The sequence below is a fragment of the Streptomyces sp. NPDC091371 genome (genome assembly GCF_040684275.1).
Taxonomy (GTDB): domain Bacteria; phylum Actinomycetota; class Actinomycetes; order Streptomycetales; family Streptomycetaceae; genus Streptomyces.
The window spans coordinates 14,379-37,734 of the sequence record NZ_JBFBFP010000001.1; the positions used below are offsets into that span (position 1 = coordinate 14,379).

The window sequence follows — 23,356 nt, forward strand, 5'->3', positions numbered from 1 at the left end:
CGCAGGGTCCCGCGGGCCTACTCCTCGCCCGCCAGGGTGAGGCGGCGCAGCTTCTGGCCCGCGTAGGCGGTGGCGCCCACGGTGACCGCGGCGAGCAGGATCGCGGCGGTGGGCAGAGCCACGGTGGCGTCCACGTAGCCGGGGCCGGCGACCTTCTCGGCGAGGGCGAGGGCCCACTGCTGGACGCTGAGGGTCTTGGCTCCGGAGACCAGGCTGCCGAAGAGGGACTCCCAGATCAGGGCGTAGACCAGGCCGAAGACGACCGCGTGCCGGCTGATGGTGCCCAGCAGCAGGAACAGCGCGCTGTAGGCGATCGACGCGACGAGGGCTGCGACGGTGTAGGCGACGGCGATCTGCTGGCCGTTGCCGTTGAGGATGAATCCGGCGATCAGGGTGGGGATCGCGGAGAAGGCCATGGTGACGGCGATGGCCACGATCAGCTTCGTCATGATGATCGTCGGGCGCTTCACCGGCTTGGCGAGCAGGTAGACGATCGAGCCGTCGTCGATCTCCGGGCCGATGGCGCCGGTGCCCGCGATGACACCGATCAGCGGAACCATGGTGGCGAGGGCGAAGCCTCCGAGGAGCTCCGCCGCGACCCTGTCGTCCACTCCGGCGAAGGAGCGCACGGCGAGGGCGATGACGATCAGCAGGGCGGGCAGCGCGAAGAGGATCAGCGCGCGGCGTCGGCCGAGCAGGGCCCGGTAGGTGAGCCGGGCGACGGTGGGGTTGTACATGGGTGCCAGCTCCTTTCAGGCCGTGACGAGGTAGGAGAAGACCGACTCGAGGGACTCGTCGGAGGGCGAGACCGTCAGGAGGCGGATGCCGTGCTGCCGGGCGACCCGGGGCAGCAGCTCGGTGAACCGGCCGAAGTCGACGGCCTGGATGCGCAGGGCGCCTTCCTTCAGGTCGACTTCGATGCCGGCGGTGGAGGGGTCGGCGATCAGGGCCGCGGCGAGGGTGCGGTCGTCGGAGGAGCGGACCAGGTAGCGGTGCGGGCGGTCCGTCATGAGGCGGCGGATCTTGCGGAAGTCGCCGGATGCCGCGTGCCGGCCGGCGACGACGACCTCGATGTGCGAGGCGAGCTGCTCGACCTCCTCCAGGATGTGGGAGGAGAACAGGACGGTGCGTCCTTCGTCGCCCATGCGCCTCAGCAGCTCCATCAGCTGCATGCGCTGGCGCGGGTCCATGCCGTTGAAGGGCTCGTCCAGGAGCAGCACGGACGGGTCGTGCACGAGGGCGGAGGCCATCTTCACGCGCTGGCGCATGCCCTTGGAGTACGTGGAGATCTTGCGGTCCTGGGCGTACTCCATCTCGACGGTGGCGAGCGCCCGCTGGGCGGCCGCGTCGTCGAGGCCGTGCAGTTCGGCGTTGGCGACGACGAACTCCCGGCCGGTGAGGAAGTCGTACATGGCCTCGCGCTCGGGCACGACGCCGACCTGCTTGTAGACCTGCTCGTTGCGCCAGATCGGCACTCCGTCGAGGGTGACGGTGCCCGTGGAGGGGGCGAGGAAGCCGCCCATCATGTTGATGAGCGTGGACTTGCCGGCGCCGTTGGGGCCGAGCAGTCCGGTGACGCCGGGGCCGATGCGCATGGTCACGTCGTTGACGGCGACGACGTTGCCGAACCAGCGGGAGGCATGGTCGATGTCGATGATGGTCACAGCCCGGCCTTCCGGTAGCGGGCCATCAGGGCGGCGTAGGAGCCGGCGATGAGGCCGAGGACGACGAGCAGGTAGGCGATGCCGACACCGGCCGAGGGGCCGTAGCCTTCGGGGAAGGCGGAGCTGGCGCCGAGGAAGGCGGTCTGCAGGCCGTCGATGAGGGTGATCGGGGAGAACAGGCCCATCCACTCGATGGCTCCGGTGTTCTCGGTGGCGACGGCGACTCCCTGCACCGCGGTGACCGCGCCGTAGGGGATCAGCAGCAGGGCGATGACGGCGGCGACGCCGAACCCGCGGCGCGGGGTGAGCGCGGCCATGACGAGGCCGAGGCCGGCGAAGAGCAGCGACAGCAGCAGTACCGACACCAGTCCCTGTCCGAATCCCTTGGTCTGGTCGGCGAAGTCGAACTTCGCGAGGAGCGAGCCGATCCACATGATCAGCAGCGGCGTGGCGGTGAGGATGAACAGGGCCGAGGCCATGGCCGCGTACTTGGCCACGACGTAGTCGACGCGTTCGATGGGCCGCGAGAAGTAGAGCGGCACCGTCTTGAAGCGCAGGTCGCGCGAGACGGACTGCGGGGCCTGGGAGGCGAGGAAGAGGTAGACGATCACCTGGGTGGTCACGGCGTACGTCGTGTACTTGATCGGCAGGTCGGTGGAGCCGGGGATGGCGATGGCGACCGCGACGATGATCAGCGCGGGCACGCACATCACCGCGAAGAGGATCATCGGCAGGACCTTGGACTTGGCGGAGCGGCCCAGTCCGTAGGCGCCGCGCAGGGACTGCGAGAACAGCGACTTGCGGGCGTAGGCACGGCCGAGCCGGGGGCCGTCGTAGGACCGGTAGCCGATGTTGTGGATCTGGGTCGAGGTTTCAGGCGCCATCGGAACCGGCTCCCTTCTGCTGGGCGAGGTGCGCGGGCTGGTCGTTGTCGCGGAAGACCTCCGCGATGTGGTGGCGGCGCTGTTCCATGCGGACCAGGCCGAGACCGAGGTCGGCGACGGTGTCGCGGACGGCGTCGTACGCGTGGTCGCCGTCGGCCTCGACGAGGAGGATGTGGCCGGCGCCGGGCAGGCCCTGCTCCTCGCCCGCGTGGAGGGTGAGGCCGGCCGCGGCGAGCGCCGCGCGCAGGGCGGCGGTGCCGTCCGGGTGGGCGTCGGAGTCGGTGACCTCGACCGCGAGGGTCGCGGTGGTCTGGGTGAAGTCGCTGGTGGAGCTGGAGCGCAGCAGTTGGCCGCCGTCGACGACCACGACGTGGTCGCAGGTCCGCTCCAGCTCGCCGAGCAGGTGGGAGGTGACCAGGACGGAGATGCCGAAGTCGGTGTAGACGCGGCGGATCAGTCCGAGCATCTCGTCGCGGCCGACCGGATCGAGGCCGTTGGTCGGCTCGTCGAGGAGGACCAGCTGGGGGTCGTGGACCAGTGCCTGGGCGAGCTTGACGCGCTGCTTCATGCCGGTGGAGTAGCCGCCGATGGGGCGGTAGCGCTCCTCGTACAGCCCGACGTGGCGCAGGGTGTCGGCCGTGCGCTCGCGGGCGGCGGTCGGCGGGAGCCCGGACATGCGGGCCATGTGGACGACGAACTCGGTGGCCGAGACGTCGGGTGGCAGGCAGTCGTGCTCGGGCATGTAGCCGACGCGTTCACGGATGGCGCTGCCATGCGTGGCGACGTCGAGGCCGAGCACGGCGGCGCTGCCCTCGGTGGCGGGGGACAGTCCCAGCAGGATCTTGATCAGCGTGGACTTGCCGGCTCCGTTGGCACCCACGAGGCCGGTCACACCAGGCCCGATGTCCAGGGAGAGCCGGTCGAGGGCGGTCACTCGGGGGTACCGCTTGCTCAGGCTTTCGGTCGCGATGACAGTCACGGCTTCGACGTTAGTGGTGCGGCCCTCGCGAATCGTCAGACCTTGAGCTGGATCCCGTCTCCGCCTTCCGGCGTATGCCCCCGTACTGGAGGCTGATGTGGCCAGGACAAGTTTGTCCACAGGTCCGTGCACGGGCCTTGACGTGATCTCCGGTCATTGTCACATTCATCAGTGTCAACTTACGGGCGCGTACGGCTACAGGGACGGACTGCTGGCATGGCTGGGGACACCAAGCAACGCACCGCGCGACTCGACACCGACCTGCGCGGGTTCAGGGAAGTGCAACGCCTCTCCTACGAGTGCGCGGAGGCCGTCGCGGCCCGGCTGCGGCCCGGGGTGACCGAGCGCGAAGCCGCGCGGATGCAGCGCGAGTGGCTGCGCGAGCGGGGCGTGCGGGACTGGTTCCACCTGCCGTTCGCCTGGTTCGGTGACCGCACCGCCTTCGTGAACTTCAAGATCCCGCTGCAGTTCTTCCCGACCAACCGGAAGCTGGAGCCGGGGATGCCGTTCATCCTCGACATGGCCCCGGTCTACAAGGGGTACGCGGCCGACATCGGCTACTCCGGCAGCCTCGGGCTCAACCCGGTGCAGGACCGGCTCATGTCCGACCTGCGCGAGCACCGCGTGCTGATCCTGGAGCAGGTGCGCGAGCGCCGCTCGCTGCGCGAGATCTACGAGAACGTCGAGCGGCTGATGAACCGGCAGGGGTACGCCAACCGGCACCGCGCGTACCCCTTCGGCGTCATCGCCCACAAGATCGACCGGGTCAAGGAGCGGCGCTGGTCGCCGACCGCGTTCGGTTTCGGCACGCAGTCCCTCAAGGGGCTGGCCAGTGACGCCCTGCACGGGCACCGCGAGGGCTGGTCGCCGCTGTGGAGCCCCTACCACTTCTCCGACCACGCGCCGCAGCCCGGCCTGTGGGCGGTGGAACCGCACCTGGGCTTCCGGGGCACGGGGGCGAAGTTCGAGGAGATCCTGGTCGTCACCGACTCCCGGGATCCCGAGGAGAGCGCGTTCTGGCTGGACGACGATCTGCCGCACGTGCGGCGCTGGGCCGAGGAGAAGGCAGCATGAGCGGCATGAGCGGCATCAACGGGAAGAACGTCAGCGGCGGAGCGGGCACGGCCGGGCCGGCCGGCGCGCGCGAGCGCTGGGTGGGTACCGGAGGCATCGAGCTGTGCGTCGCCGAGCTCGGCGACGCCGACCGGCCGACCGTGATGCTCGTGCACGGCTACCCGGACAGCAAGGAAGTCTGGTCGGAGGTCGCCGAGCGGCTCGCGGAGAGCTTCCACGTGGTGCTCTACGACGTACGCGGCCACGGGCGTTCCAGCGCGCCGCAGCCGCTGCGCGGCGGTTTCACCCTGGAGAAGCTGACCGACGACTTCCTGGCCGTGGCGGACGCCGTCAGCCCGGACCGGCCGGTGCACCTGGTCGGCCACGACTGGGGCTCCGTACAGGGCTGGGAGTTCGCGACGGTCGCCCGTACCGAGGGCCGGATCGCCTCCTTCACCTCGGTATCGGGGCCCTCCCTCGACCACTTCGGGCACTGGATCAAGAAGCGGATGACGCGGCCCACCCCGCGCCGGGCGGCGCAGCTGCTCGGCCAGGGCGCCAAGTCCTGGTACGTGTACATGCTGCACACGCCCGTGCTGCCGGAGCTCGCCTGGCGCGGGCCCCTCGGCAAGCGCTGGCCGAAGATGCTGGAACGCGTCGAGAAGGTCCCGGCCGGGTCCTACCCCACGGCCTCGCTGCCCTCGGACGCGGCGCACGGCGCCTGGCTCTACCGGGACAACGTCCGGCCCCGTCTGCGCAGGCCGCGTTCCGACGCCTTCGCGCACGTACCGGTACAGCTGATCACCCCGACCGGGGACGCCTTCCTCTCCGAGCGGCTCTACGACGACCTGGAGCGGTGGGCGCCGGACCTGCTGCGCCGGACCCTGCCCGCCAAGCACTGGGTGCCGCGGACCCGGCCCGACCAGCTCGCCGCCTGGATCACCGAGTTCGTCACCAGCCGGGAGGAGCCGGCGACGCGGGCTCCGGAGCTGAAGGCCCCCGGCAAGTACGCCGACCGCTTCGGCGGCCAGCTGGTGCTGGTGACCGGCGCGGCCAGCGGCATCGGCCGGGCCACCGCCTTCGCCTTCGCCGAGGCCGGGGCCCGGGTGGTGGCCGTGGACCGGGACGGCGAGGGCGCGGCCCGCACGGCCGACATGGCCCGCCTCGTCGGCGCCGCCGAGGCCTGGGGCGAGTGCGTGGACGTCAGCGACGAGCAGGCGATGGAGAAGCTCGCGGCGAAGGTCGCCGCCGAGTACGGGATCGTGGACGTCCTGGTCAACAACGCGGGGATCGGCCTGTCCGGGTCCTTCCTCGACACCACCGCCGAGGACTGGAAGAAGGTCCTCGACGTCAACCTGTGGGGCGTCATCCACGGCTGCCGGATCTTCGGGAAGCAGATGGCCGAGCGCGGCCAGGGCGGGCACATCGTCAACACCGCCTCCGCCGCCGCCTACCTGCCCTCCCGGACCCTGCCGGCCTACAGCACCTCCAAGGCCGCGGTGCTGATGCTGTCGGAGTGCCTGCGCGCGGAACTGGCCTCGAAGTCGATCGGCGTCTCCGCGATCTGCCCCGGCATCGTCAACACCAACATCACCGCCACCTCGCGCTTCGCCGGGGTGGACGAGACCGAGGAGAAGCGTCGCCAGGAGCGTTCCTCGCGCCTCTACGGGCTGCGCAACTTCCCGCCGGAGAAGGTCGCCGACGCCATCCTGCGGGCCGTCGTGCGCAACGAGGCCGTGGTACCGGTGACTCCCGAGTCCAAGGGCGCCCTGTGGATGTCCCGCTTCGCGCCCCGGACCCTGCGGCGCATCGCGAGGCTGGAGCCGAAACTGTGAGCGGGGACGGGGACCGGGACGGGGACGGGGCCACGGCCGGGCGGCCGGCCGGCGGGACCTCGTACGCCATCAGCCCGCGCCGGGTGTCCTTCGACTGGCAGACCACCCCGCTGCACTGGATACCCGACGAGCCCACCGCCACCCACGTCATCAACGTGCTGCACCTGCTGCTGCCCGCCGGGGAGCGGTGGTTCGTGAAGGTCTTCAAGGAGGGCCTGCCCCTGGTCACCGACCCCGCGCTGCGCAGGGACGTCAAGGGGTTCATGGGCCAGGAGGCCACGCACAGCGTGCAGCACTCCTACGTGCTGGACCACCTCGCCGGGCAGCGGCTGCCGACGGAGGCGTACACGCGGCACGTGGACTTCCTCTTCGAGAAGCTCCTCGGGGAGACCCCGCCCTTCGGGGCGCCGATCACGGCCCAGGAGTGGCTGCGCTTCCGGCTCGCGCTGGTCGCCGCGATCGAGCAGTTCACGGCGGTCCTCGGGGACTGGGTGCTGCGCGCCGAGGGGCTCGACCGGGCCGGTGCGGACGAGATCATGCTGGACCTGCTGCGCTGGCACGGCGCGGAGGAGGTGGAGCACCGCTCCGTCGCCTTCGACATGTACCAGCACTGCGGCGGGAGCGGCCTGCCCCGTTACGCGCGGCGCATCGAGGGGATGGTGGTGGTCGCGCCCGTGCTGGCCTGGCTGTGGGTGTGGGGGGCCTCGTACCTCATGCGCAACGACCCCGAACTCGGCGGCCGGCTGCGCTATTCGCTGCGCGAGCACAACCGGGCCGTCGCCAAGGGGCTGCTTCCCACGTGGAGAGAGCTCGGCATGGCCATACCCCGCTACTTCCGGCGGTCGTACCATCCCTCGCAGGAGGGCTCGCTGCGCAGGGCGGTCGAGTACCTTGCGGCTTCACCTGCCGCCCGGGCCGCGGCGGGCGCGCTCGGCCGAGCCGCGATGTCGTAGGGAGCCGGGATTGTCCGAGCAGGCGGTAGCCGAGTACCGGATCGAGGATCTGGCGCACCACAGCGGGGCGACGGTGCGCACGATCCGTGCCTACCAGGACCGCGGTCTGCTGCCGAAGCCGGAGCGGCGGGGCCGCTCCAACGTCTACCGGGACACGCATCTGGCGCGGCTGCGCCAGATCGCGGACCTGCTGGACCGCGGCTACACCCTGGCCTCCATCAAGGAGCTGCTGGAGGCCTGGGACGCGGGGCGCGGGCTGGGCGGCGTACTGGGTCTGGTCGCCGAGGTGAACGGGCCGTGGACCGACGAGGAGGCGGCCCGGATCACCCGGGAGGAGCTGAACGAACGGTTCGGCGGCAAGCCCGACGACGACGCCGTGGGCGAGGCCTGCGAGCTGGGGGTGCTGGAGCGGATCCCGGGGCGCCCGGACCAGTTCCTGGTGCCCTCCCCGCAGGAGCTCGCGGTGGCCGCCGAGCTGTACGCGGCGGGGGTGCCGCTGCCGGCGATCACCGGGCACCTGCGGGAGCTGCGCGGACAGGTCGAGCACATCGCCTCGCGGTTCCTGGAGTTCACCACCGAGCACGTCTTCGCGCGCTACCTCGGGCAGGTGCCGCCGACCGACGCGGACGCGGCGGAAGCGGCAACGATGGTGCGGCGGCTCCGGCCGCTGGCGCAGCAGACCGTGGACGCGGAACTGGCGCGGGCGATGCGGCTGTTCGCGACCCGGCACCTCCAGCGGCACCTGGGGGCGGCGGGCGCTCCGCAGCCGTCGGGCCCGTCGCCGGTGGCGCTGCCGGCCGGGACGGTGCGGGCGGTGCAGGAGCTGGTGGGTGCGGAGCACGTCGCGGAGTTCGTCCGGGCCGCGACGGAGCGGGAGCTCCAGGCCCGGACGATGAACGATCTGGCACGCAGGGGCGAGCGGTAGCGCGGTCGAGGGGGTGTGTGACTGCCGGTCGGTAGTCCACAGGGCGGATCACTCGTTTGCCGTCAAAACCCACCCAACCGGCTGTGGACAAGTCCACTTGCCTGTGGGCAACGGAGCCAGGCTCTCAGCCGATGGTCTCGAACTCGGTCTTGGCGGGCGCGGTTCCGGCCGCCACGACCACCGTCCTGTGGGTGCGCGCGCTCCCGTAGAGGATGCCCGCGAGGGCGATGCCGACGATCCCGCCGACCAGCTGAGCGGCGACGAACCCGAGCAGCGACTCCGGAGCGATACCCGTGAAGGAGTCGCTGAAGGACCGCCCGATGGTGCCGGCCGGGTTGGCGAAGGATCCGGAGGAGGTGAACCAGATCGCGGCGGCGATGTACGCGGCGACCGCGGCCGGGATGAGCCTCGGGCGCCCGATGCGCCCCAGGCCCTGGATGACCAGCACGAGCCCGGCGGTGGCGATCACCTCGCCGAGGAGCAGGTTCCCGCCGTCGCGGACCTGGGTGGCGAAGGCGCCCGGGACGCGATCGAACATGAGCTCGGCGAGGACGGCGCCGGCGATGGCCCCCACGATCTGGGCCGCCGTGTAGACGAGGGCCTCCCGGCCGCTGAGCCCGTCGCCGCCGGTGCGCCGGGACCACCAGCTGGTGAGGGTGACCACCGGGTTGAGGTGGGCGCCCGACAGCGGTCCGAGGAGGGTGATGATCAGCCCGAGGCCGATGGCCGAGGCGACCGAATTGGCTATGAGGGCCACGCCCGTGTCGGAGCTGAGCTGGGCGGCCTTGATTCCGGAGCCGATCACGACCACGAGGAGAGCGGCGGTTCCGATGATCTCCGCGGCTGCGCGGCGCGGCAGAGAGGTACGGGCTGTCATGATTTCTCCCCCTGGTCGGAAGTGGCAGCGGAAAATGTATTCCGTATCTTGGAAAAACGATAGCGGTGTCCAGCGCTGCCCGGCACCACGAAAATCCCTTTTCGGAAGGTCCTCCGACCGGCACGCTGGGCTTATGGATGAAAGACGCACCGTGAAGGTGTCCAAATACGTCTCGAAACACCTGCGGCATCAGCCGGAACGGATCGGACTGGTGCTCGACCCCCACGGCTGGGTGGAGATCGACGACCTGCTGAGCGCGGCATCGGCCCACGGATTCCCCTTCACCCGCGCCGAGCTCGACCACGTCGTCGCCACGAACGACAAGCGCCGGTTCGCCGTCGACGGCACCCGGATCCGCGCCAGCCAGGGGCACACCGTGCCCGTGGACCTCGACCTCCCGGAAGCCGAACCGCCCGCCTACCTGTACCACGGCACCGTCGCCGCCTCCCTGGACGCGATCCGCGCCGAGGGCCTGCGCCCGATGGCCCGCCACCACGTGCACCTGTCCCCCGACCGGGAGACCGCGACCCGGGTCGGCGCACGGCGCGGCCGACCGGTGGTGCTCAGCGTGGACGCGGCCGCGATGCGCGCGGCCGGACACGTCTTCCGGATCAGCGCCAACGGGGTGTGGCTGGTGGATTCGGTGCCGCCGCGGTTCCTGCGCTTCCAGTAGCCGCACCCGGGAGCGCGGGAATTCACGCTGAGATTGTCGGACCATCCCCCTAATGTGTGTCCCACTCCGGGATCAGTGAGGGGGGCACCTCGCGATCGCCGAACCACCACTGCACGCACGCGAGGTGACGCACCATGACGTCGGCATCCCCGTCTTCCGAATCCCATAGCTTCCAGGTAGATCTGCGCGGTCTGGTCGATCTCCTCTCCCACCACCTCTACTCCAGCCCGCGCGTCTACGTCCGCGAGCTCCTGCAGAACGCCGTGGACGCGGTCACCGCCCGCCACGCCCTCGACCCCGACGCCGAGGTCCGCATCCGGCTGTCGGCCTCCGGCGGCCGCGTCACCATCGAGGACAGCGGCATCGGACTGACGGCCGCCGAGGCCCACTCGCTCCTCGCCACCATCGGCCGCAGCTCCAAACGCGCCGACGGCGGTGCCGACTTCAACGAGCACGGCCTGGAGGCCACCCGCCGCGAATTCCTGGGCCAGTTCGGCATCGGCCTGCTCGCCTGCTTCGTCGTGGCCCGCCAGATCCGCGTCGTCACCCGCTCCGCCCGCGACCCGCTGGCCGCGCCCGTCGAATGGCTGGCCACGGACGACGGTTCGTACACCGTCCGCGAACTGCCCCACGAGGCACGCCCGGAGCCCGGCACATCCGTCGTACTGGAGGCCCGTCCCGGCGCCGCGGAATGGACCGTCCCGGCCAAGGTCGAGCAGCTCGCCCGCGACTACGGCTCCCTGCTCCCGTACGACATCACCTTCGACGACGGCACGGGCGGCGAGCCGCGCCCCGTCACCGACCGGCCCGCCGTGTGGGACCGCCCCTTCCCCACCCCCACCGCCCGCCGCGTCGCACTCGCCGGGCACTGTGCCGAGCTCTTCGGCTTCACCCCGCTCGACAGCATCGACCTCGACCTGCCGGTCGCCGGGGTGCGCGGCGTCGCGTACGTGCTGCCCGAGCCGGCCAGCCCCGCCCACCGGGCCGTGCACCGCGTCCACCTCAAGGGCATGCTGCTGACCGACCGGGCCGACAACCTGCTGCCTGACTGGGCGTTCTTCGTCCGCGTCGTCCTCGACACGGACACCCTGCGCCCCACCGCCTCCCGAGAGAACCTCTACGACGACGAGACCCTGTCCGCCGTGCGCGAGGCCCTCGGCGCGCGCGTCCGCGGCTGGCTCGGCGAGCTCGCGGCGAGCGACCCGGAGCGGCTGGCCGCCTTCCTGCGCGTCCACCACCTCGGCGTGAAGTCGATGGCCCGGCACGACTCCGACCTGCTCGGACTGATGCTGCCCTGGCTGCCGTTCGAGACCAGCGACGGCTCGATGAGCCTGCAGGAATTCGCCGCCGCCCACACGGACATCCACTTCACGCGCACCGTCGAGGAGTTCCGCCAGATCGCCCCGATCGCCGCGGCCCACGGCCTCGGCGTCATCAACGCCGGCTACACCTACGACGCGGACCTGCTGGCCCTGCTGCCCGCCGTGCGCCCGGAGCTCAAGGTCACCGAACTCGACGCCGGAGCCGTCACCGAGCGGCTCGACCCGGTGCCGACCTCCGCCGAGCTCGCGCTCGCGCCCTTCCTGGCCACCGCGCGCACCCGGCTGGAGCCCCAGGGCTGCGACGTGGTCCTGCGCGCCTTCCAGCCCGTGGCCGTCCCCGCGCTCTACCTCGACGACCGGCAGGCCCGCCAGGAACGCGACCGGACCGCCGCCCTGGAGAGCGCCGACTCCCTGTGGAGCGGCATCCTCGGCGCCCTGCGCGGTTCAGCGCCCCGCGCCCGCCTGGTCCTCAACCACAACAACCCGCTGATCCGGCGGATCTCTGCCCTCCCCGACGAGGCGCTGACCGGCACGGCCGTCGAATCGCTGTACGGCCAGGCCCTGCTGATGTCCCAGCGGCCGCTGCGCCCCGCCGACTCGACCCTGCTCAACCGGGCCTTCCTCGGACTCCTGGAATGGGCGACCCACTCGGACCACTCGGACCAGGAGGACCAGAAGTGACGACGCTGACGCGCGAGGAGATCGTCCGGGGTCTGGCGGGGAACCGCGAAGCACCCAACGGCTCCGCACGCAACGCGCACGCCGAGGCACTGGCCGGGGCCGCGGAGGCGAGCGGCGACCGCGCCCTGTTCCGCGAGGCCCTCGACAACCTGATCAACGCCTACCTGTTCAGCTCCGAGTCCCCGAAGATCCTGGTGCCCTTCGCCCGACTCCTCCAGGAGTACGACAAGGACCCGGGTGCCTTCGGCGAATGGGACGCTCACTCGCTGTTCTGGCAGTTCAAGTGGGTGGCCTCGGCCATCTCCGACTCCCCCGACATTCCCCTGGAGTCGGCCACCGGCTGGCTGGAGGAGATGGAACGCCGCTACCGGACCGCCGGATACAGCGAGCGGCCCGTCCGCGAGGCCGAACTGTGGCTCGCCCACGCGACGGGCCAGGACGAGCGGGCCGAGCGGGCGTTCGCCCGCTGGCAGGCCGCGGACCGCGACTCCATGAGCGACTGCCGGGCCTGCGAACTCAACGGGCAGGGCCAGTACGCCGTCGTGCACGGGGACGACGGCGAGGCCCTCGACATCTGGAAGCCGGTCCTCGAAGGCGATCTCACCTGCGCCGAGGAGCCCCACCGGGTGCTCGCCACCTCGCTGCTGCCGCTGCTGCGGCTCGGCCGGACGGACGAGGCCCGCTCGCACCACGTACGCGGGTACCGCCTGGCCAGGGGCAACGACAGCCTGCTCCCCGCGATCGGCCGGCACATCGAGTTCTGCGCGCTCACCGGCAACGAGTCGCGCGGCCTGGAGATCCTGGCCGAGCACGCCCCGCACGTGGGCCCGCTCGCCAATGTCGACGACCAGCTGGCCTTCCACGGCGGCATCCTCGTACTGCTGCGCCGGCTGCGGGAACTGGGGCACGGACCGCTCCCCGCCGTCCCCTACGAGGGAACGCCCCGGACCGTCTCCGAGCTGTACGAGATCCTGTACGCGGGCGCCCTCGACATCGCCCGGAGGTTCGACGCGCGCAACGGCACCGCCCGCGTATCGGAGCAGTTCCTCGAGCGCGTCGCGCGCGAGCCGCTGGTCGGCGTGCTCCCGCTGGGCGTGCGCGGCACGGCGCTGCCGCAGGCCGACGTCGCCGGCACGCCCGCTCCGGCCGCCGTCCCCGGCTCCGACTCCGACTTCGATGGGCTCGTGGAGCGGGCCCGCAACGCCCGTGACCTGGGGCATCCGGGCGCCGACGCGCTGTGGGCCGAGGCCGCCGTACGCGTGGACGCGCAGCCGGAACCCGATCCGCTGGTCCTCGCCGACCTCGCGGACCACCGCGCCCTGGCCGCCGCTCGCAGCGGCGCCGAGGGTGCGGCGCAGCTGCTCACGGCGGTCCGGGACGAGTACCGGGCGCTGGGCCGGGCGGAGCGCGCGGCGCTGGCCGAGCTGCGGCTGGCGAGCCTCGCGGCGCAGTCCGGGGCCGCGCCCGCGCGGATCCGGGAACTGCTGGCGACCGCCGTGCGGGCCGCCGAGGCCCTGGACCCGGCCGAACCGCTGCGCACCCGCCGGATCGCGCTCGCGGAACTGTCCGCGATCCGCGTGGAGTCGTACCTGCGCTCGGTCGAAGGGGCCGAGGCGGAGGAGCACGGCCAGGAACACGGGCAGGAGCACGGGCACGGCGAGTTCGCCGCCGAGCTGACCGCCTTCGTCGCGGCCTACCAGGACGCACCGCCCGCGGACCTGGTCGCGGACGCCCAGGAGATGCTCGGCCGGGTGGCCCTGTCGCAGGGTGATCCGGAGCGCGCCGTGGCCCTGCTGGCGGATGCCGCCGCGCGTGCGGTCGGGGCGGGCCGGCCGTGGCAGGCGGTGGACCCGCTGGTGCTGCGCGCGGGGGTGCTGATGTCGCTGGACCGTCCCGACGAGGGGGAGCGGGTGGCGCGTTCCGCGCTGGGGCACGCCAGCGAGGTGACCGACGCCGAGGCGCAGGGCGTCGTGCGGCTGACGCTCGCGGACATCCTGCTGCGGCGCGGTGACGCGGCGGCGGAGGCCGCCGGGCACGCGCTGTCGGCCTCCCACTGGTTCGACCAGGCCGGTCTCACCGCCGACGGCGGGGCGCAGGCCCGGCTGCTGCTGGCCCGGGCGTACGCGCAGGACGACCGGTCGGCCGAGGCGGCGGAGGTCCTGCAGTCGGCGCTGCCCGATCTGCTGGAGCACGGCGACCAGCAGGCGGTGTTCGTACGGGAGTTCCTCGGCGATCTGCTGCGCCGGCTGAACGAGCCCGGGCCGGCGGCGGAGCAGTACCTCCTCGCCGCGGAGCTGACCAGGGACTGGGAGGATCAGCGCCCGCAGGCGAGCCTGGCGCAGTCGGCCGCCGACACGCTTTCCGACGCGGGCCTGGCCGTGGAGGCGGTCGCCGCCTACGAGCGGTCCCTGGACCTGCACCGGCTGGCGGGAGGGGCCCCGGTCCCCGAGGTACGGATCCTGCGCTCGCTGGCCTGGCTGGGACTGCGCGAGGAGGTCACCGGCGAGGTGGTGGCGCTGGCCCGCGCCCGGATGGACGAGGCCGCCGGGGTGCTGGAGGCCGCCGTGGCCGCGGATCCGGGCTCGGCCGAGCTGCGCGCCGAACTCGCCCAGACCTGGCACCAGCTGGCGCAGGTCCTCGACCGGCACGTCAACGCGAACGGCCGGTCCCACGAAGACGAAGAGGACGACGAAGAGGACGGAGGCGGAGACGGGGACGACGTGTCCGCCGCGCCCTCCCTCGGCCCGGCGGAGGTCGACGCGCTGCGCGTGGAGGAGATCGAGCTGTGGGACCGGGCCGCCCGGGCCTACGCGGAGCTCGGCCCCGACCAGCTCCGTGACCGGTTCCAGTGCGTGACCAACGCCGCCTGGACCGAGCAGGAGCGGGGCGACGCGGAAGCCGGCGCCGCCCGCGTCTCGGCGCTGGCCGACGAGGTACGGCTGCTGCCCGAGGACGAGCTGCCGGACTGGCTGCTCCCTTCCGCGGAGCGGGTGATCGCACAGCTGCGGAGCTGAGCAGGGCGGCCGCCGCTTCCCCCGTGTACGCGCGGGAAGCGGCGGCCGCCGGCCGGTCAGCCCTCCAGCTGGGCCAGGGCCTCGGTGGCGATCTTCTCGAAGACGCCCTCGTCGGCGGCGAAGCCGGAGTCCGGGATCGGCGTGTGGATCACCAGCTCCGTGAAGCCCAGCTCGCGGTGGCGGCCGGCGAAGTCGACGAACGCGTCCACGGACTCCAGCACACGGTTGGCCTCCGGCGTGAAGCCGGTCAGGAGGATCTTCTCCATCGGCTCGGACTCCCGCCCGATCTCCGCCAGCGCCTTGTCGAGCCGTTCGATCTGTCCGCGCAGGGCCTCCCGCGACTGCTCGGGCGTGCCCTCCTCGAAGAGCTTCGGGTCGCCCGTGGTCACCCAGGCCTGGCCGTGGCGCGCGGCGAGCCGCAGGCCGCGCGGCCCCGTGGCGGCCACGGCGAACGGCAGCCTCGGCCGCTGCACGCAGCCGGGGATGTTGCGGGCCTCCTCGGCGGAGTAGAAGGTCCCCTCGTGGCTCACCGCCCCCTCGGTCAGCAGCCGGTCGAGCAGCGGCACGAACTCCGCGAAGCGGTCGGCGCGCTCCCGCGGGCTCCAGGCCTCCTGGCCCAGTGCGGTCGCGTCGAAGCCGTTGCCGCCGGCACCGATGCCGAGGGTGACGCGGCCGCCGGAGATGTCGTCCAGGGCGATCAGCTCCTTGGCCAGCGTCACCGGGTGCCGGAAGTTCGGCGACGTGACGAGCGTGCCCAGGCGCATTCGGTGCGTCACCGTCGCGGCGGCCGTGAGCGTGGGGATCGCACCGAACCACGGCCCGTCCCGGAACGACCGCCAGGACAGGTGGTCGTACGTGTACGCGGCGTGGAAGCCGAGGTCTTCGGCCCGCCGCCAGATCTTCTGTCCCTCGCCCCACCGGTGGATGGGGAGGATCACCGTACTGAGTCGCATACCGGCGACCCTACGGGAGCAGCCGGCGATGCAGGCGGCAGAGCCGCCCGGTCCCCCTCCGATCCGTATTGCCCCTGTGGAACGGGCCAACGAATCGCGGCGGTCGTTCGTGGGAGTCCATGACACGGAGAGAAAAGGGGTGAGGGGTGAACTGGAATGACGTCGCGGGCGAGCTTGTGCAGGTCAGGGGATCCGCGCTGAAGAGGTACGGGTACCTGCTGTGCGGCGACCCCGCAGAGGCCGACGATCTGGTGCAGGACGCGCTGGTCCGGGTGTTCGCCCAGCCCCGGCGGAGCTGGGACGTCGAGTCCGCGGAGCCGTACGTACGTCGCGTCATGCTGAACCGCTACCTCGACCAGCACCGTCGCCGGGCTCGCTGGACCAGCCTGCTCCCCCGCTTGGCGACGCCGGCCTCGGTCGTCGACTTCACTGCCGCCAGCGGTACTCGGATGGACATCGTCAGCGCACTCGACGCACTCTCCCCGCGGCAACGGGCCTGCGTGGTCCTGCGCTTCTACGAGGACCTGCCGGTCGCCGAGGTGGCCGACCGGCTGGGCTGCAGCGCGGGGACGGTCAAGCGGCACCTGAGCGAGGGCGTCGCACGGCTCGGCAAGGTCTTGGTGCTCACCCATCACGAGGGGAACGCAGATGACAAGTGAGCAGGACGTGATCAAACAGCTGCTGCTCGACGCGGCAGACCAAGCCGGGCCACTCGATGCGAGCCTGAACGCAGTCACTGCGCGCATCAGACGGCGTCGGCGCGTGCGCATCGGCGCACTGGGGCTTGCGGTCGGCTGCATCACGGCCGGCGCAGTGCTCACGATCCAGCTCGCCGTAGGATCGTCGTCCCACTCGACGGACGGCACCGTATCGGGACAGCCGACCGGTGTACCCACGACAGGGGTCTGTGTTGCCACACCGCCGCCGTCGGCCCAATCCTTTGGGGACACTCGGTCCTGTCAGTACATCGGGCTGACATTGGAGGCCGCTCGTGCGCAGGCAGCCACGGAAAATCGGGACCTGCAGATCACCAGGCAGGACGGGGTCAGCCACCCGATCACCTTCGAGTTTCGAACCACTCGGGTGTGCGTCGAGGTCGTCAAAGGCCGTGTGACGTCTGCCCACATCGGCTGACAGTGCCTGATCGGAGAGCGGGAGGGGCGATGTTTCACGTGAAACATCGCCCCTCCTCCGGCCCGATCTTCGGCCCGATCCGGCCACGGTGCGGCCGCGGTCCGGGCGGCCCGGGGCCATGGGCGAAGATGGAGCCGTGACCTCGGCTTCCCAGCGTCCGGACGGGACGACCCCCGTGACCCGGCTCATCGCCACCGACCTCGACGGAACCCTGCTGCGCGACGACAAGTCCGTATCGGACCGCACCGTCGCCGCGCTCGCCGCCGCCGAGGAGGCCGGCATCGAGGTCTTCTTCGTGACCGGCCGCCCGGCCCGCTGGATGGATGTGGTCAGCGACCACGTCCACGGGCACGGCCTCGCCATCTGCGCCAATGGCGCGGCGGTCGTCGACCTCCACGCCGGGCGGGAGTTCGTGCAGGTCAGGGCCCTGCCCCGGAGTGCCGCGCTCTCCGTGGTGGAGGCACTGCGCGAGGCGGCCCCCGGGACCTCCTTCGCGGTGGAGATGACCACCGGCATCAACTACGAACCGGACTACCCGCCGTTCTTCATGGACCCGGGCGCCAACGTGGCCACCGCCGAGAAACTGCTGCGCGAGGACACGGACGGCAGTGCCGCTCCGGTGCTCAAGCTGCTCGCGCACCACGCCGAGCTCGCCCCGGACGAGTTCCTGGAACTGGCCCGCTCCGCCGCCGGCGCCTACGCCTCGATCACCCGCTCCAGCCCGACCGCCCTCCTGGAGATCAGCGGGCACGGCGTCTCCAAGGCGAGCACCCTGGCGCTGTGCTGCGCCGAACGGGGCATCTCCCCCGACGAGGTGGTCGCCTTCGGGGACATGCCGAACGACGTGGAGATGCTCGGCTGGGCGGGCACCTCGTACGCGATGGGCAACGCCCACCCCGATGTGATCGCGGCCGCGTCCGGCCGTACGACCGCCAACAACGAGGACGGGGTCGCCGTCGTCATCGAGCGCATCGTGGCCGAACGCCTCGCCCGGCGGCGGCAGCAGCAGCAGGGGCACGTCCAGCCCTTCCGGCCCTAGAGCGGGGCCTCCCACACCAGGGTGGTGCCGCCGCCGTCCTCGCCGAGCCCCGGGCCGTACGAGCTCGCGCCGCCCAGCGACTCGGCCCGTCGGCGCAGGTTCCGCAGACCGCTGCGCCGGCCGCCCTCGGGGATGCCCACCCCGTCGTCGGCGACCTCCAGCCGGACCCCCGGCCGCCCGTCGGGGAGGGTGATGGTGGAGTCCAGGACCACCTCGATCCGCGACGCGTCCGCGTGCCGGAAGGCATTGGACAGGGCCTCGCGCAGCGCGGCGATCAGGTTCTTGCCCACGAGCTCGCCGACCACCGCGTCGATCGGGCCGAGGAAGCGGTGCGCGGGCTTGAAGCCCAGAGGTACGGCGGCCATGTTGATCTCCCGCAGCACCCGGGTGCGCAGCCCGGACGGGGCCTCGGCCGGGCCCTGCTGGAGGGCGAAGATCGCGGTGCGGATCTCCTGGATCGTCACGTCCAGCTCGTCCACCGCCTTGCCCACGCCGTCGCGGACCTCGGGGACGATGGAGCGGCGCTGGGCGCCCTCCAGCATCATTCCGGTGGCGAACAGCCGTTGGATGACCAGGTCGTGCAGGTCGCGGGCGATCCGGTCGCGGTCCTCGAAGACGGCGAGCCGCTCCCGGTCGCGCTGGGCCTCGGCCATCATCAGGGCGAGCGCCGCCTGGGAGGCGAACTGCGTCGCCAGCGTCCGCTCGGCTTCGCTGAAGGGGCGCTTGCCGCGGGCCCTGGGGGTGACCAGGGCGCCCAGCACCCGGCCGCCGCTGTGCAGCGGCAGCATCATGCAGGGCCCGTACTGGCTGGTCAGCTTGCTGATCATGCGGGGGTCGGAGGAGGCGTCCTCCACGAAGACCGGCTCGCCCTGGAAGAGCTTGTCCACCACGGGACTCTCCGCCGGGATCACCACGCCCAGCGAGGTCGCCGGGTTCTCGGCGGAGACCGCGACGATCTCCATCCCACCCTCCTCGGCCGGAAGCATCACGATCCCCGCGGCGGAGTCGGCGAGGTGGCGGGCCTGTTCGGCCACCACCGCGAGGGCGTCGTCGGCATCCCCGCCGGACAGCAGGGCGGTGGTCACGGCCACCGAGCCGTCGATCCAGCGCTCGCGCTGGGTGGCGGCCTCGTAGAGCCGGGCGTTGCCGATGGCGATGCCGGCCTCGGTGGCCAGCACCCGGACCATGTGGACGTCGTAGTCGTTGAACTCGCCGCCGTTGTTCTTCTCCGCGAGGTAGAGGTTCCCGAAGATCTCCCCCTGCACGCGGATCGGGACCCCGAGGAAGGTCTTCATCGGCGGGTGGTGCGCAGGGAACCCGGCCGCCCGCGGGTCCTTGGTCAGGTCGGCGAGCCGCACCGTGTCGGGGTGCGAGATCAGCGCCCCGAGCAGGCCCCGCTTCCCGTCCGGACGGTGCCCGATCTTCCGGGCCAGTGCGGAGCTGATCCCGAAGGTGACGAAGTCGGAGAGCCCGCGGCCCTCCGTGTCGACGACGCCGATCGCCGCGTAGCGGGCGTCCGCGAGCTCGGCGGCGGTCTCGCAGATGCGGTCGAGCGTCGAATGCAGCTCGAGCCCCGTACCGACCGACCTCATGGCCTCCAGCAGTTGCGGCACCCGGGCCGTGAGCTCGGTGGACAACCCCTGCAGGCTCCTGGCGGCCTGGGTGGCGGCCTCCAGCGGGTCCGGCGTGGCGGGGCTGGCGGAAGTGGCCCGTGTGCCCGGCTCTCCCCGCTTGGCCCGCTTTCCGGGTGACGGTTCGGGTGATTCCTGAGACTCCTGCACTGACATGCCCTTGAGCCTAGTTAGTACCCATTAGCGGGGAAAGTCGGCCAACATCCCGTCCGCTGCCCGTTCCCGCTCCAGCAGCCTGCGCAGCGGCCCCTCGGCGTCGGCGAGGTCCGCGTACGCGCCGCGCTGTACGACGTCCCCGCGATCCAGTACGAGCACCTCGTCGACCGCTTCCAGACCGGCCAGCCGGTGCGTGATCAGCACGGTCGTACGGCCCTCGGTCGCGGCCAGCAGGTCCGCCGTCAGGGCGTCCGCGGTGGCCAGGTCCAGGTGCTCGGCCGGTTCGTCGAGGACCAGTACGGGGAAGTCCGCGAGCAGCGCCCGGGCCAGGGCCAGACGCTGGCGCTGGCCGCCCGAGATCCGCTCCCCGTGTTCGCCGACCAGCGTGTCCAGCCCGTCGGGAAGGCCATCGGCCCACTCCAGCAGCCGGGCGTCAGCCAGGGCCCGGCGCAGTTCCTCCTCGCTCGCCCCGGTACGGGCGAGCCGCAGGTTCTCCCGGACCGAGCTGTCGAAGATGTGCGCGTCCTGGGCGCACAGGCCCACCAGCGCGCGTACGTCGTCGCCGTCGAGGGCGCGGGCGTCGCTCCCGCCCAGGGTGTAGGTGCCTTCGCGCGGGTCGAGGAACCGCAGCAGGACCTGGGCCAGGGTGGTCTTGCCGGAGCCCGAGGGACCGACGACGGCGATGCGGCGGCCGGCCTCCAGGGTCAGGTCGAGCCCGCGCAGCGCGTCGCGGTCCTGCCCCGGGTGGCGGGCGGCGAGCCCGGTGAGCCGCAGCGGGAACGGCGAGGCGGGCACCGCGGCGGGCCGCTCCGGCTCGACGACCGGCACCGGCGCGTCGATGACCTCGTACAGCCGCTCGGCGCTGCGGCGCACCCGCCAGCGGTACCGGACGGCGAGCGGCAGGCCGCTGACCGCCTCGAAGGCGGCGAGCGGGGTCAGGACGGCGACGGCCATGGACACCCCGGAGAGCCGCCCTTCGTGCACCGCGTTCGCGGCGAGCGCCGAGGCGGCCACCACGGTCAGTCCGCACACCAGGGCGGACAGCCCGTCACCGAGCCCGCTCGCGGCGGCGCCCCGCGCGGCGATCCGCGTCAGCAGGCCGTCGCTCTCGCGCGCCCGGCCCTTGCGGTCCTCCAGCGCGCCGGCCACGGTCAGCTCCGCGGTGCCGGTCAGCAGATCTGCCACCCGAGTGGCGAGTTCGCCCCGGGCGGGTGCGAGCCTGCGCTCGGCACGGCGGGCACAGGCCCCGCTGACCAGCGGCACCCCGATGCCGGCGGCGAGCAGGCCGACGGCGAGCACCGCTCCCGCTTCGGGCAGCAGCCAGGCGGTGAAGGCGACCGAGCCGGTCCCGACGAGCACCGCGGTGCCGACCGGCAGCAGCCAGCGCAGCCAGTAGTCCTGCAGCGCGTCGGCGTCGGCGACGAGGCGGGCCAGCAGGTCCCCGCGCCGGTGCTCGCGCAGTCCGGCGGGCGCGATGCGCTCCAGCCTCCGGTACACGGCGACGCGCAGGTCGGCGAGCATCCGCAGGACGGCGTCGTGCGAGACGAGCCGCTCCGCGTACCGGAACACGGCGCGGCCCATGCCGAAGGCACGGGTGGCGGTGACGGCCACCATCAGGTACAGCACGGGCGGCTGCTCGGAGGCCCGCGAGATCAGCCAGCCGGACACGGCCATCAGCCCGACGCTGCACCCGACGGCCAGCGCCCCGAGCAGCAGCCCGAGCCGGAACCGCCCCTGCCAGGCCTTGGCCGCCGCCCGCACCCGGGCGAGCGGGTTCGCCCCCGGCCCGCCGGCCGGGGCCCGCCCGGCCGGCACCGCGTCATCGGTGTGCGGGGCGAGGTCCCGCTGCGGGCCGCGGGGGCCGGGCCCGGCAGCCCCGGGAAGGGGCAGGGCGGGGGAGATCCCCGGCAGCGCCGTGGGGCGCACCTCCACGACCCGGTCGGCGAGCGCGAGCAGCGCCGGGCGGTGCACGACCAGCAGCACGGTCCGCCCGACGGCGAGCCGGCGTACGGCCTCCACGATCCCGGCCTCGGTCTCCCCGTCCAGGGCGGCGGTCGGCTCGTCCAGCAGCAGCACGGGCCGGTCCGCGAGGAACGCCCGCGCCAGGGCGAGCCGCTGGCGCTGGCCGGCGGACAGGCCCGCACCGCCCTCGCCCAGCGGGGTCGCCGTCCCGTCCGGCAGCGCGGACACGAACGGCCACGCCCCGGCCTGCTCCAGCGCGGCGGCGACCTCGGCGTCCGAGGCCCCGGGCCGGGCCAGCCGCACGTTCTCGGCGATCGTCCCGGCGAACAGGTGCGGCCGCTGCGGCACCCACGCGATCCGCGACCGCCACTGCTCCGGCGCCAGGCCGGCCAGGTCCACTCCCGCTACCCGGACCCGCCCCTCGGTCGGCGCCACGAACCCGAGCAGGACCTGGAGCAGTGTGGACTTGCCGGCCCCGCTCGGGCCGGTGAGCGCCACGCACTCCCCCGGCCCGATGCTCAGCGAGACGGGGCCGGGCGAGTCCTCGCCCCGGCCCTCGTAGCGGACGGCGACTCCGTCGATCTCGATCCGCAGCGGAGCGCCGGCCGGCAGCTCCGCCCCGCCGGCCGGGCCGGGGAGCGGGGTCTCCAGGACGTCGAAGATCTCCTCCGCGGCCGCCAGCCCCTCGGCGGCGGCGTGGTACTGCGCGCCCACCTGCCGCAGCGGCAGGTACGCCTCGGGCGCCAGGATCAGGATGACCAGCCCGGTGTAGAGGTCCAGGCCGCCGTGGACCAGCCGCATGCCGATGGTCACGGCCACCAGTGCCACCGACAGGGTGGCCAGCAGCTCCAGTGCGAAGGAGGAGAGGAAGGCGATGCGCAGGGTCCGCATCGTCGCGCGCCGGTAGTCATCGGTGATCCTGCGGATGGACTCGGCCTGCGCCTTGGCCCGCCCGAAGACCTTCAGGGTCGGCAGGCCGGCCACCACGTCCAGGAAGTGGCCCGACAGCCGCGACAGCAGCCGCCACTGGCGGTCCATCCGGGACTGGGTGGCCATGCCGATGAGGACCATGAACAGGGGGATCAGCGGCAGCGTGACCACGATGATGGCCGCCGACACCCAGTCCTCACTGACGATGCGGGCGAGCACCGCCACCGGTACGACCACGGCGAGCCCCAGCTGGGGCAGGTAGCGGGAGAAGTAGTCGTCGAGGGCGTCCACTCCCCGGGTGGCCAGCGACACCAGCGAGCCGGTCCGCTGGCCGGTCAGCCAGCCGGGGCCCAGGTCCGCGGCGCGCTCCAGGAGCCTGCCCCGCAGCTCCGACTTGACGGCCGCGCCGGCCCGGTGCGCGGCCAGTTCCGTCAGCCACGCGACCAGGCCGCGCCCCAGCGCCACCGCCGCGAGCAGCAGCAGTGGCGTCCGGAGCGCGGTCCCGTCCAGTCCGTCCTCGAAGGCACCGACCACGATCTCGGCGATGAGCATCGCCTGACCGACGACCAGCCCCGCCCCGGCAACGCCCAGGGCCACCACCGCCCCCAGGAAGAGGCGGGTGGCTCGGGCGTACCGGAGCAGGCGCGGGTCGATCGGTTTCACGTGAAACATCCCTCGGGCAGGGGTCAAA

At 72.6% G+C, this 23,356-nt stretch carries 18 protein-coding genes; 10 read left to right on the plus strand and 8 right to left on the minus strand.

The genetic code is table 11. The annotated features are described in order from the left end of the window. Window positions 1–17: 17 nt before the first annotated feature. The 4 genes from AB0O21_RS00080 to AB0O21_RS00095 are packed head-to-tail and all read right to left on the minus strand — an operon-like array spanning window position 18 to window position 3,527. Window positions 18–737 (minus strand): ABC transporter permease, encoded by a 720-nt coding sequence (locus AB0O21_RS00080; protein ID WP_365164238.1) that lies wholly within the window; start codon window positions 735–737, stop codon window positions 18–20. A gap of 15 nt (window positions 738–752) precedes the next feature. Then, window positions 753–1,664, minus strand: coding sequence for an ABC transporter ATP-binding protein (locus AB0O21_RS00085; RefSeq protein ID WP_365164240.1), 912 nt, complete (start codon window positions 1,662–1,664; stop codon window positions 753–755). Next, a complete protein-coding gene (locus tag AB0O21_RS00090) occupies window positions 1,661–2,548 on the minus strand; it encodes an ABC transporter permease (RefSeq protein ID WP_365164242.1) in 888 nt (295 codons plus the stop codon). The genes AB0O21_RS00085 and AB0O21_RS00090 overlap by 4 nt, the downstream gene beginning before the upstream one ends. Then, complete coding sequence (locus tag AB0O21_RS00095) at window positions 2,538–3,527, minus strand: ABC transporter ATP-binding protein (RefSeq protein WP_365164244.1); 990 nt, start codon at window positions 3,525–3,527, stop codon at window positions 2,538–2,540. The genes AB0O21_RS00090 and AB0O21_RS00095 overlap by 11 nt, the downstream gene beginning before the upstream one ends. 216 nt (window positions 3,528–3,743) lie before the next feature. Between AB0O21_RS00095 and AB0O21_RS00100 the strand changes: the two genes are divergently transcribed. The 4 genes from AB0O21_RS00100 (at window position 3,744) to AB0O21_RS00115 (ending at window position 8,293) form a co-directional block, all read left to right on the plus strand. Continuing rightward, entirely contained in the window at window positions 3,744–4,601 is an 858-nt protein-coding gene (locus tag AB0O21_RS00100; RefSeq protein ID WP_365164246.1) for a M24 family metallopeptidase, read from the plus strand. Window positions 4,602–4,606: 5 nt separating this feature from the next. Further along, complete coding sequence (locus AB0O21_RS00105) at window positions 4,607–6,415, plus strand: SDR family oxidoreductase (RefSeq protein WP_365165382.1); 1,809 nt, start codon at window positions 4,607–4,609, stop codon at window positions 6,413–6,415. Between the two features lie 68 nt (window positions 6,416–6,483). Then, the gene (locus tag AB0O21_RS00110; RefSeq protein WP_365165384.1) at window positions 6,484–7,368 is read left to right on the plus strand and encodes a metal-dependent hydrolase; all 885 of its coding nucleotides are present in this window, start codon (window positions 6,484–6,486) and stop codon (window positions 7,366–7,368) included. Between the two features lie 10 nt (window positions 7,369–7,378). After that, window positions 7,379–8,293 carry a MerR family transcriptional regulator gene (locus tag AB0O21_RS00115; protein ID WP_365164248.1) on the plus strand — a complete coding sequence of 305 codons (915 nt, stop codon included), beginning with the start codon at window positions 7,379–7,381 and terminating at the stop codon, window positions 8,291–8,293. A 124-nt stretch (window positions 8,294–8,417) separates the two neighbouring features. Here the strand turns inward: AB0O21_RS00115 and AB0O21_RS00120 are convergent, their stop codons facing one another. Beyond that, window positions 8,418–9,170 carry an aquaporin gene (locus AB0O21_RS00120; protein WP_365164250.1) on the minus strand — a complete coding sequence of 251 codons (753 nt, stop codon included), beginning with the start codon at window positions 9,168–9,170 and terminating at the stop codon, window positions 8,418–8,420. A gap of 133 nt (window positions 9,171–9,303) precedes the next feature. On the opposite strand from AB0O21_RS00120, the gene AB0O21_RS00125 reads away from it, so the two are divergent. From AB0O21_RS00125 to AB0O21_RS00135, 3 genes are all read left to right on the plus strand, one after another. After that, window positions 9,304–9,843, plus strand: coding sequence for an RNA 2'-phosphotransferase (locus tag AB0O21_RS00125; RefSeq protein WP_365164253.1), 540 nt, complete (start codon window positions 9,304–9,306; stop codon window positions 9,841–9,843). Between the two features lie 134 nt (window positions 9,844–9,977). Then, a complete protein-coding gene (locus AB0O21_RS00130) occupies window positions 9,978–11,846 on the plus strand; it encodes an HSP90 family protein (RefSeq protein ID WP_365164255.1) in 1,869 nt (622 codons plus the stop codon). After that, on the plus strand, window positions 11,843–14,860 hold the full coding sequence (locus AB0O21_RS00135; protein ID WP_365164258.1) for a tetratricopeptide repeat protein: 3,018 nt from the start codon (window positions 11,843–11,845) through the stop codon (window positions 14,858–14,860). The genes AB0O21_RS00130 and AB0O21_RS00135 overlap by 4 nt, the downstream gene beginning before the upstream one ends. 56 nt (window positions 14,861–14,916) lie before the next feature. Here AB0O21_RS00135 and AB0O21_RS00140 read toward each other — a convergent pair whose 3' ends face one another. Further along, window positions 14,917–15,813 carry an LLM class flavin-dependent oxidoreductase gene (locus tag AB0O21_RS00140; protein WP_365164260.1) on the minus strand — a complete coding sequence of 299 codons (897 nt, stop codon included), beginning with the start codon at window positions 15,811–15,813 and terminating at the stop codon, window positions 14,917–14,919. A gap of 146 nt (window positions 15,814–15,959) precedes the next feature. On the opposite strand from AB0O21_RS00140, the gene AB0O21_RS00145 reads away from it, so the two are divergent. The 3 genes from AB0O21_RS00145 (at window position 15,960) to AB0O21_RS00155 (ending at window position 17,986) form a co-directional block, all read left to right on the plus strand. Continuing rightward, on the plus strand, window positions 15,960–16,472 hold the full coding sequence (locus tag AB0O21_RS00145) for a SigE family RNA polymerase sigma factor (protein ID WP_365164263.1): 513 nt from the start codon (window positions 15,960–15,962) through the stop codon (window positions 16,470–16,472). Then, complete coding sequence (locus AB0O21_RS00150; RefSeq protein ID WP_365164265.1) at window positions 16,462–16,947, plus strand: hypothetical protein; 486 nt, start codon at window positions 16,462–16,464, stop codon at window positions 16,945–16,947. The genes AB0O21_RS00145 and AB0O21_RS00150 overlap by 11 nt, the downstream gene beginning before the upstream one ends. Window positions 16,948–17,065: 118 nt before the next feature. Continuing rightward, window positions 17,066–17,986: a Cof-type HAD-IIB family hydrolase gene (locus tag AB0O21_RS00155; protein WP_365164268.1), complete on the plus strand. Its 921-nt coding sequence runs from the start codon at window positions 17,066–17,068 to the stop codon at window positions 17,984–17,986. On the opposite strand, the gene AB0O21_RS00160 is transcribed toward AB0O21_RS00155, so the two are convergent. Continuing rightward, window positions 17,983–19,773, minus strand: a complete 1,791-nt coding sequence (locus AB0O21_RS00160; RefSeq protein WP_365164270.1) for a GAF domain-containing protein — start codon at window positions 19,771–19,773, stop codon at window positions 17,983–17,985. The genes AB0O21_RS00155 and AB0O21_RS00160 overlap by 4 nt on opposite strands. A 24-nt stretch (window positions 19,774–19,797) precedes the next feature. Next, a complete protein-coding gene (gene cydD / locus AB0O21_RS00165; RefSeq protein WP_365164273.1) occupies window positions 19,798–23,328 on the minus strand; it encodes a thiol reductant ABC exporter subunit CydD in 3,531 nt (1,176 codons plus the stop codon). Between the last annotated feature and the right edge of the window lie 28 nt (window positions 23,329–23,356).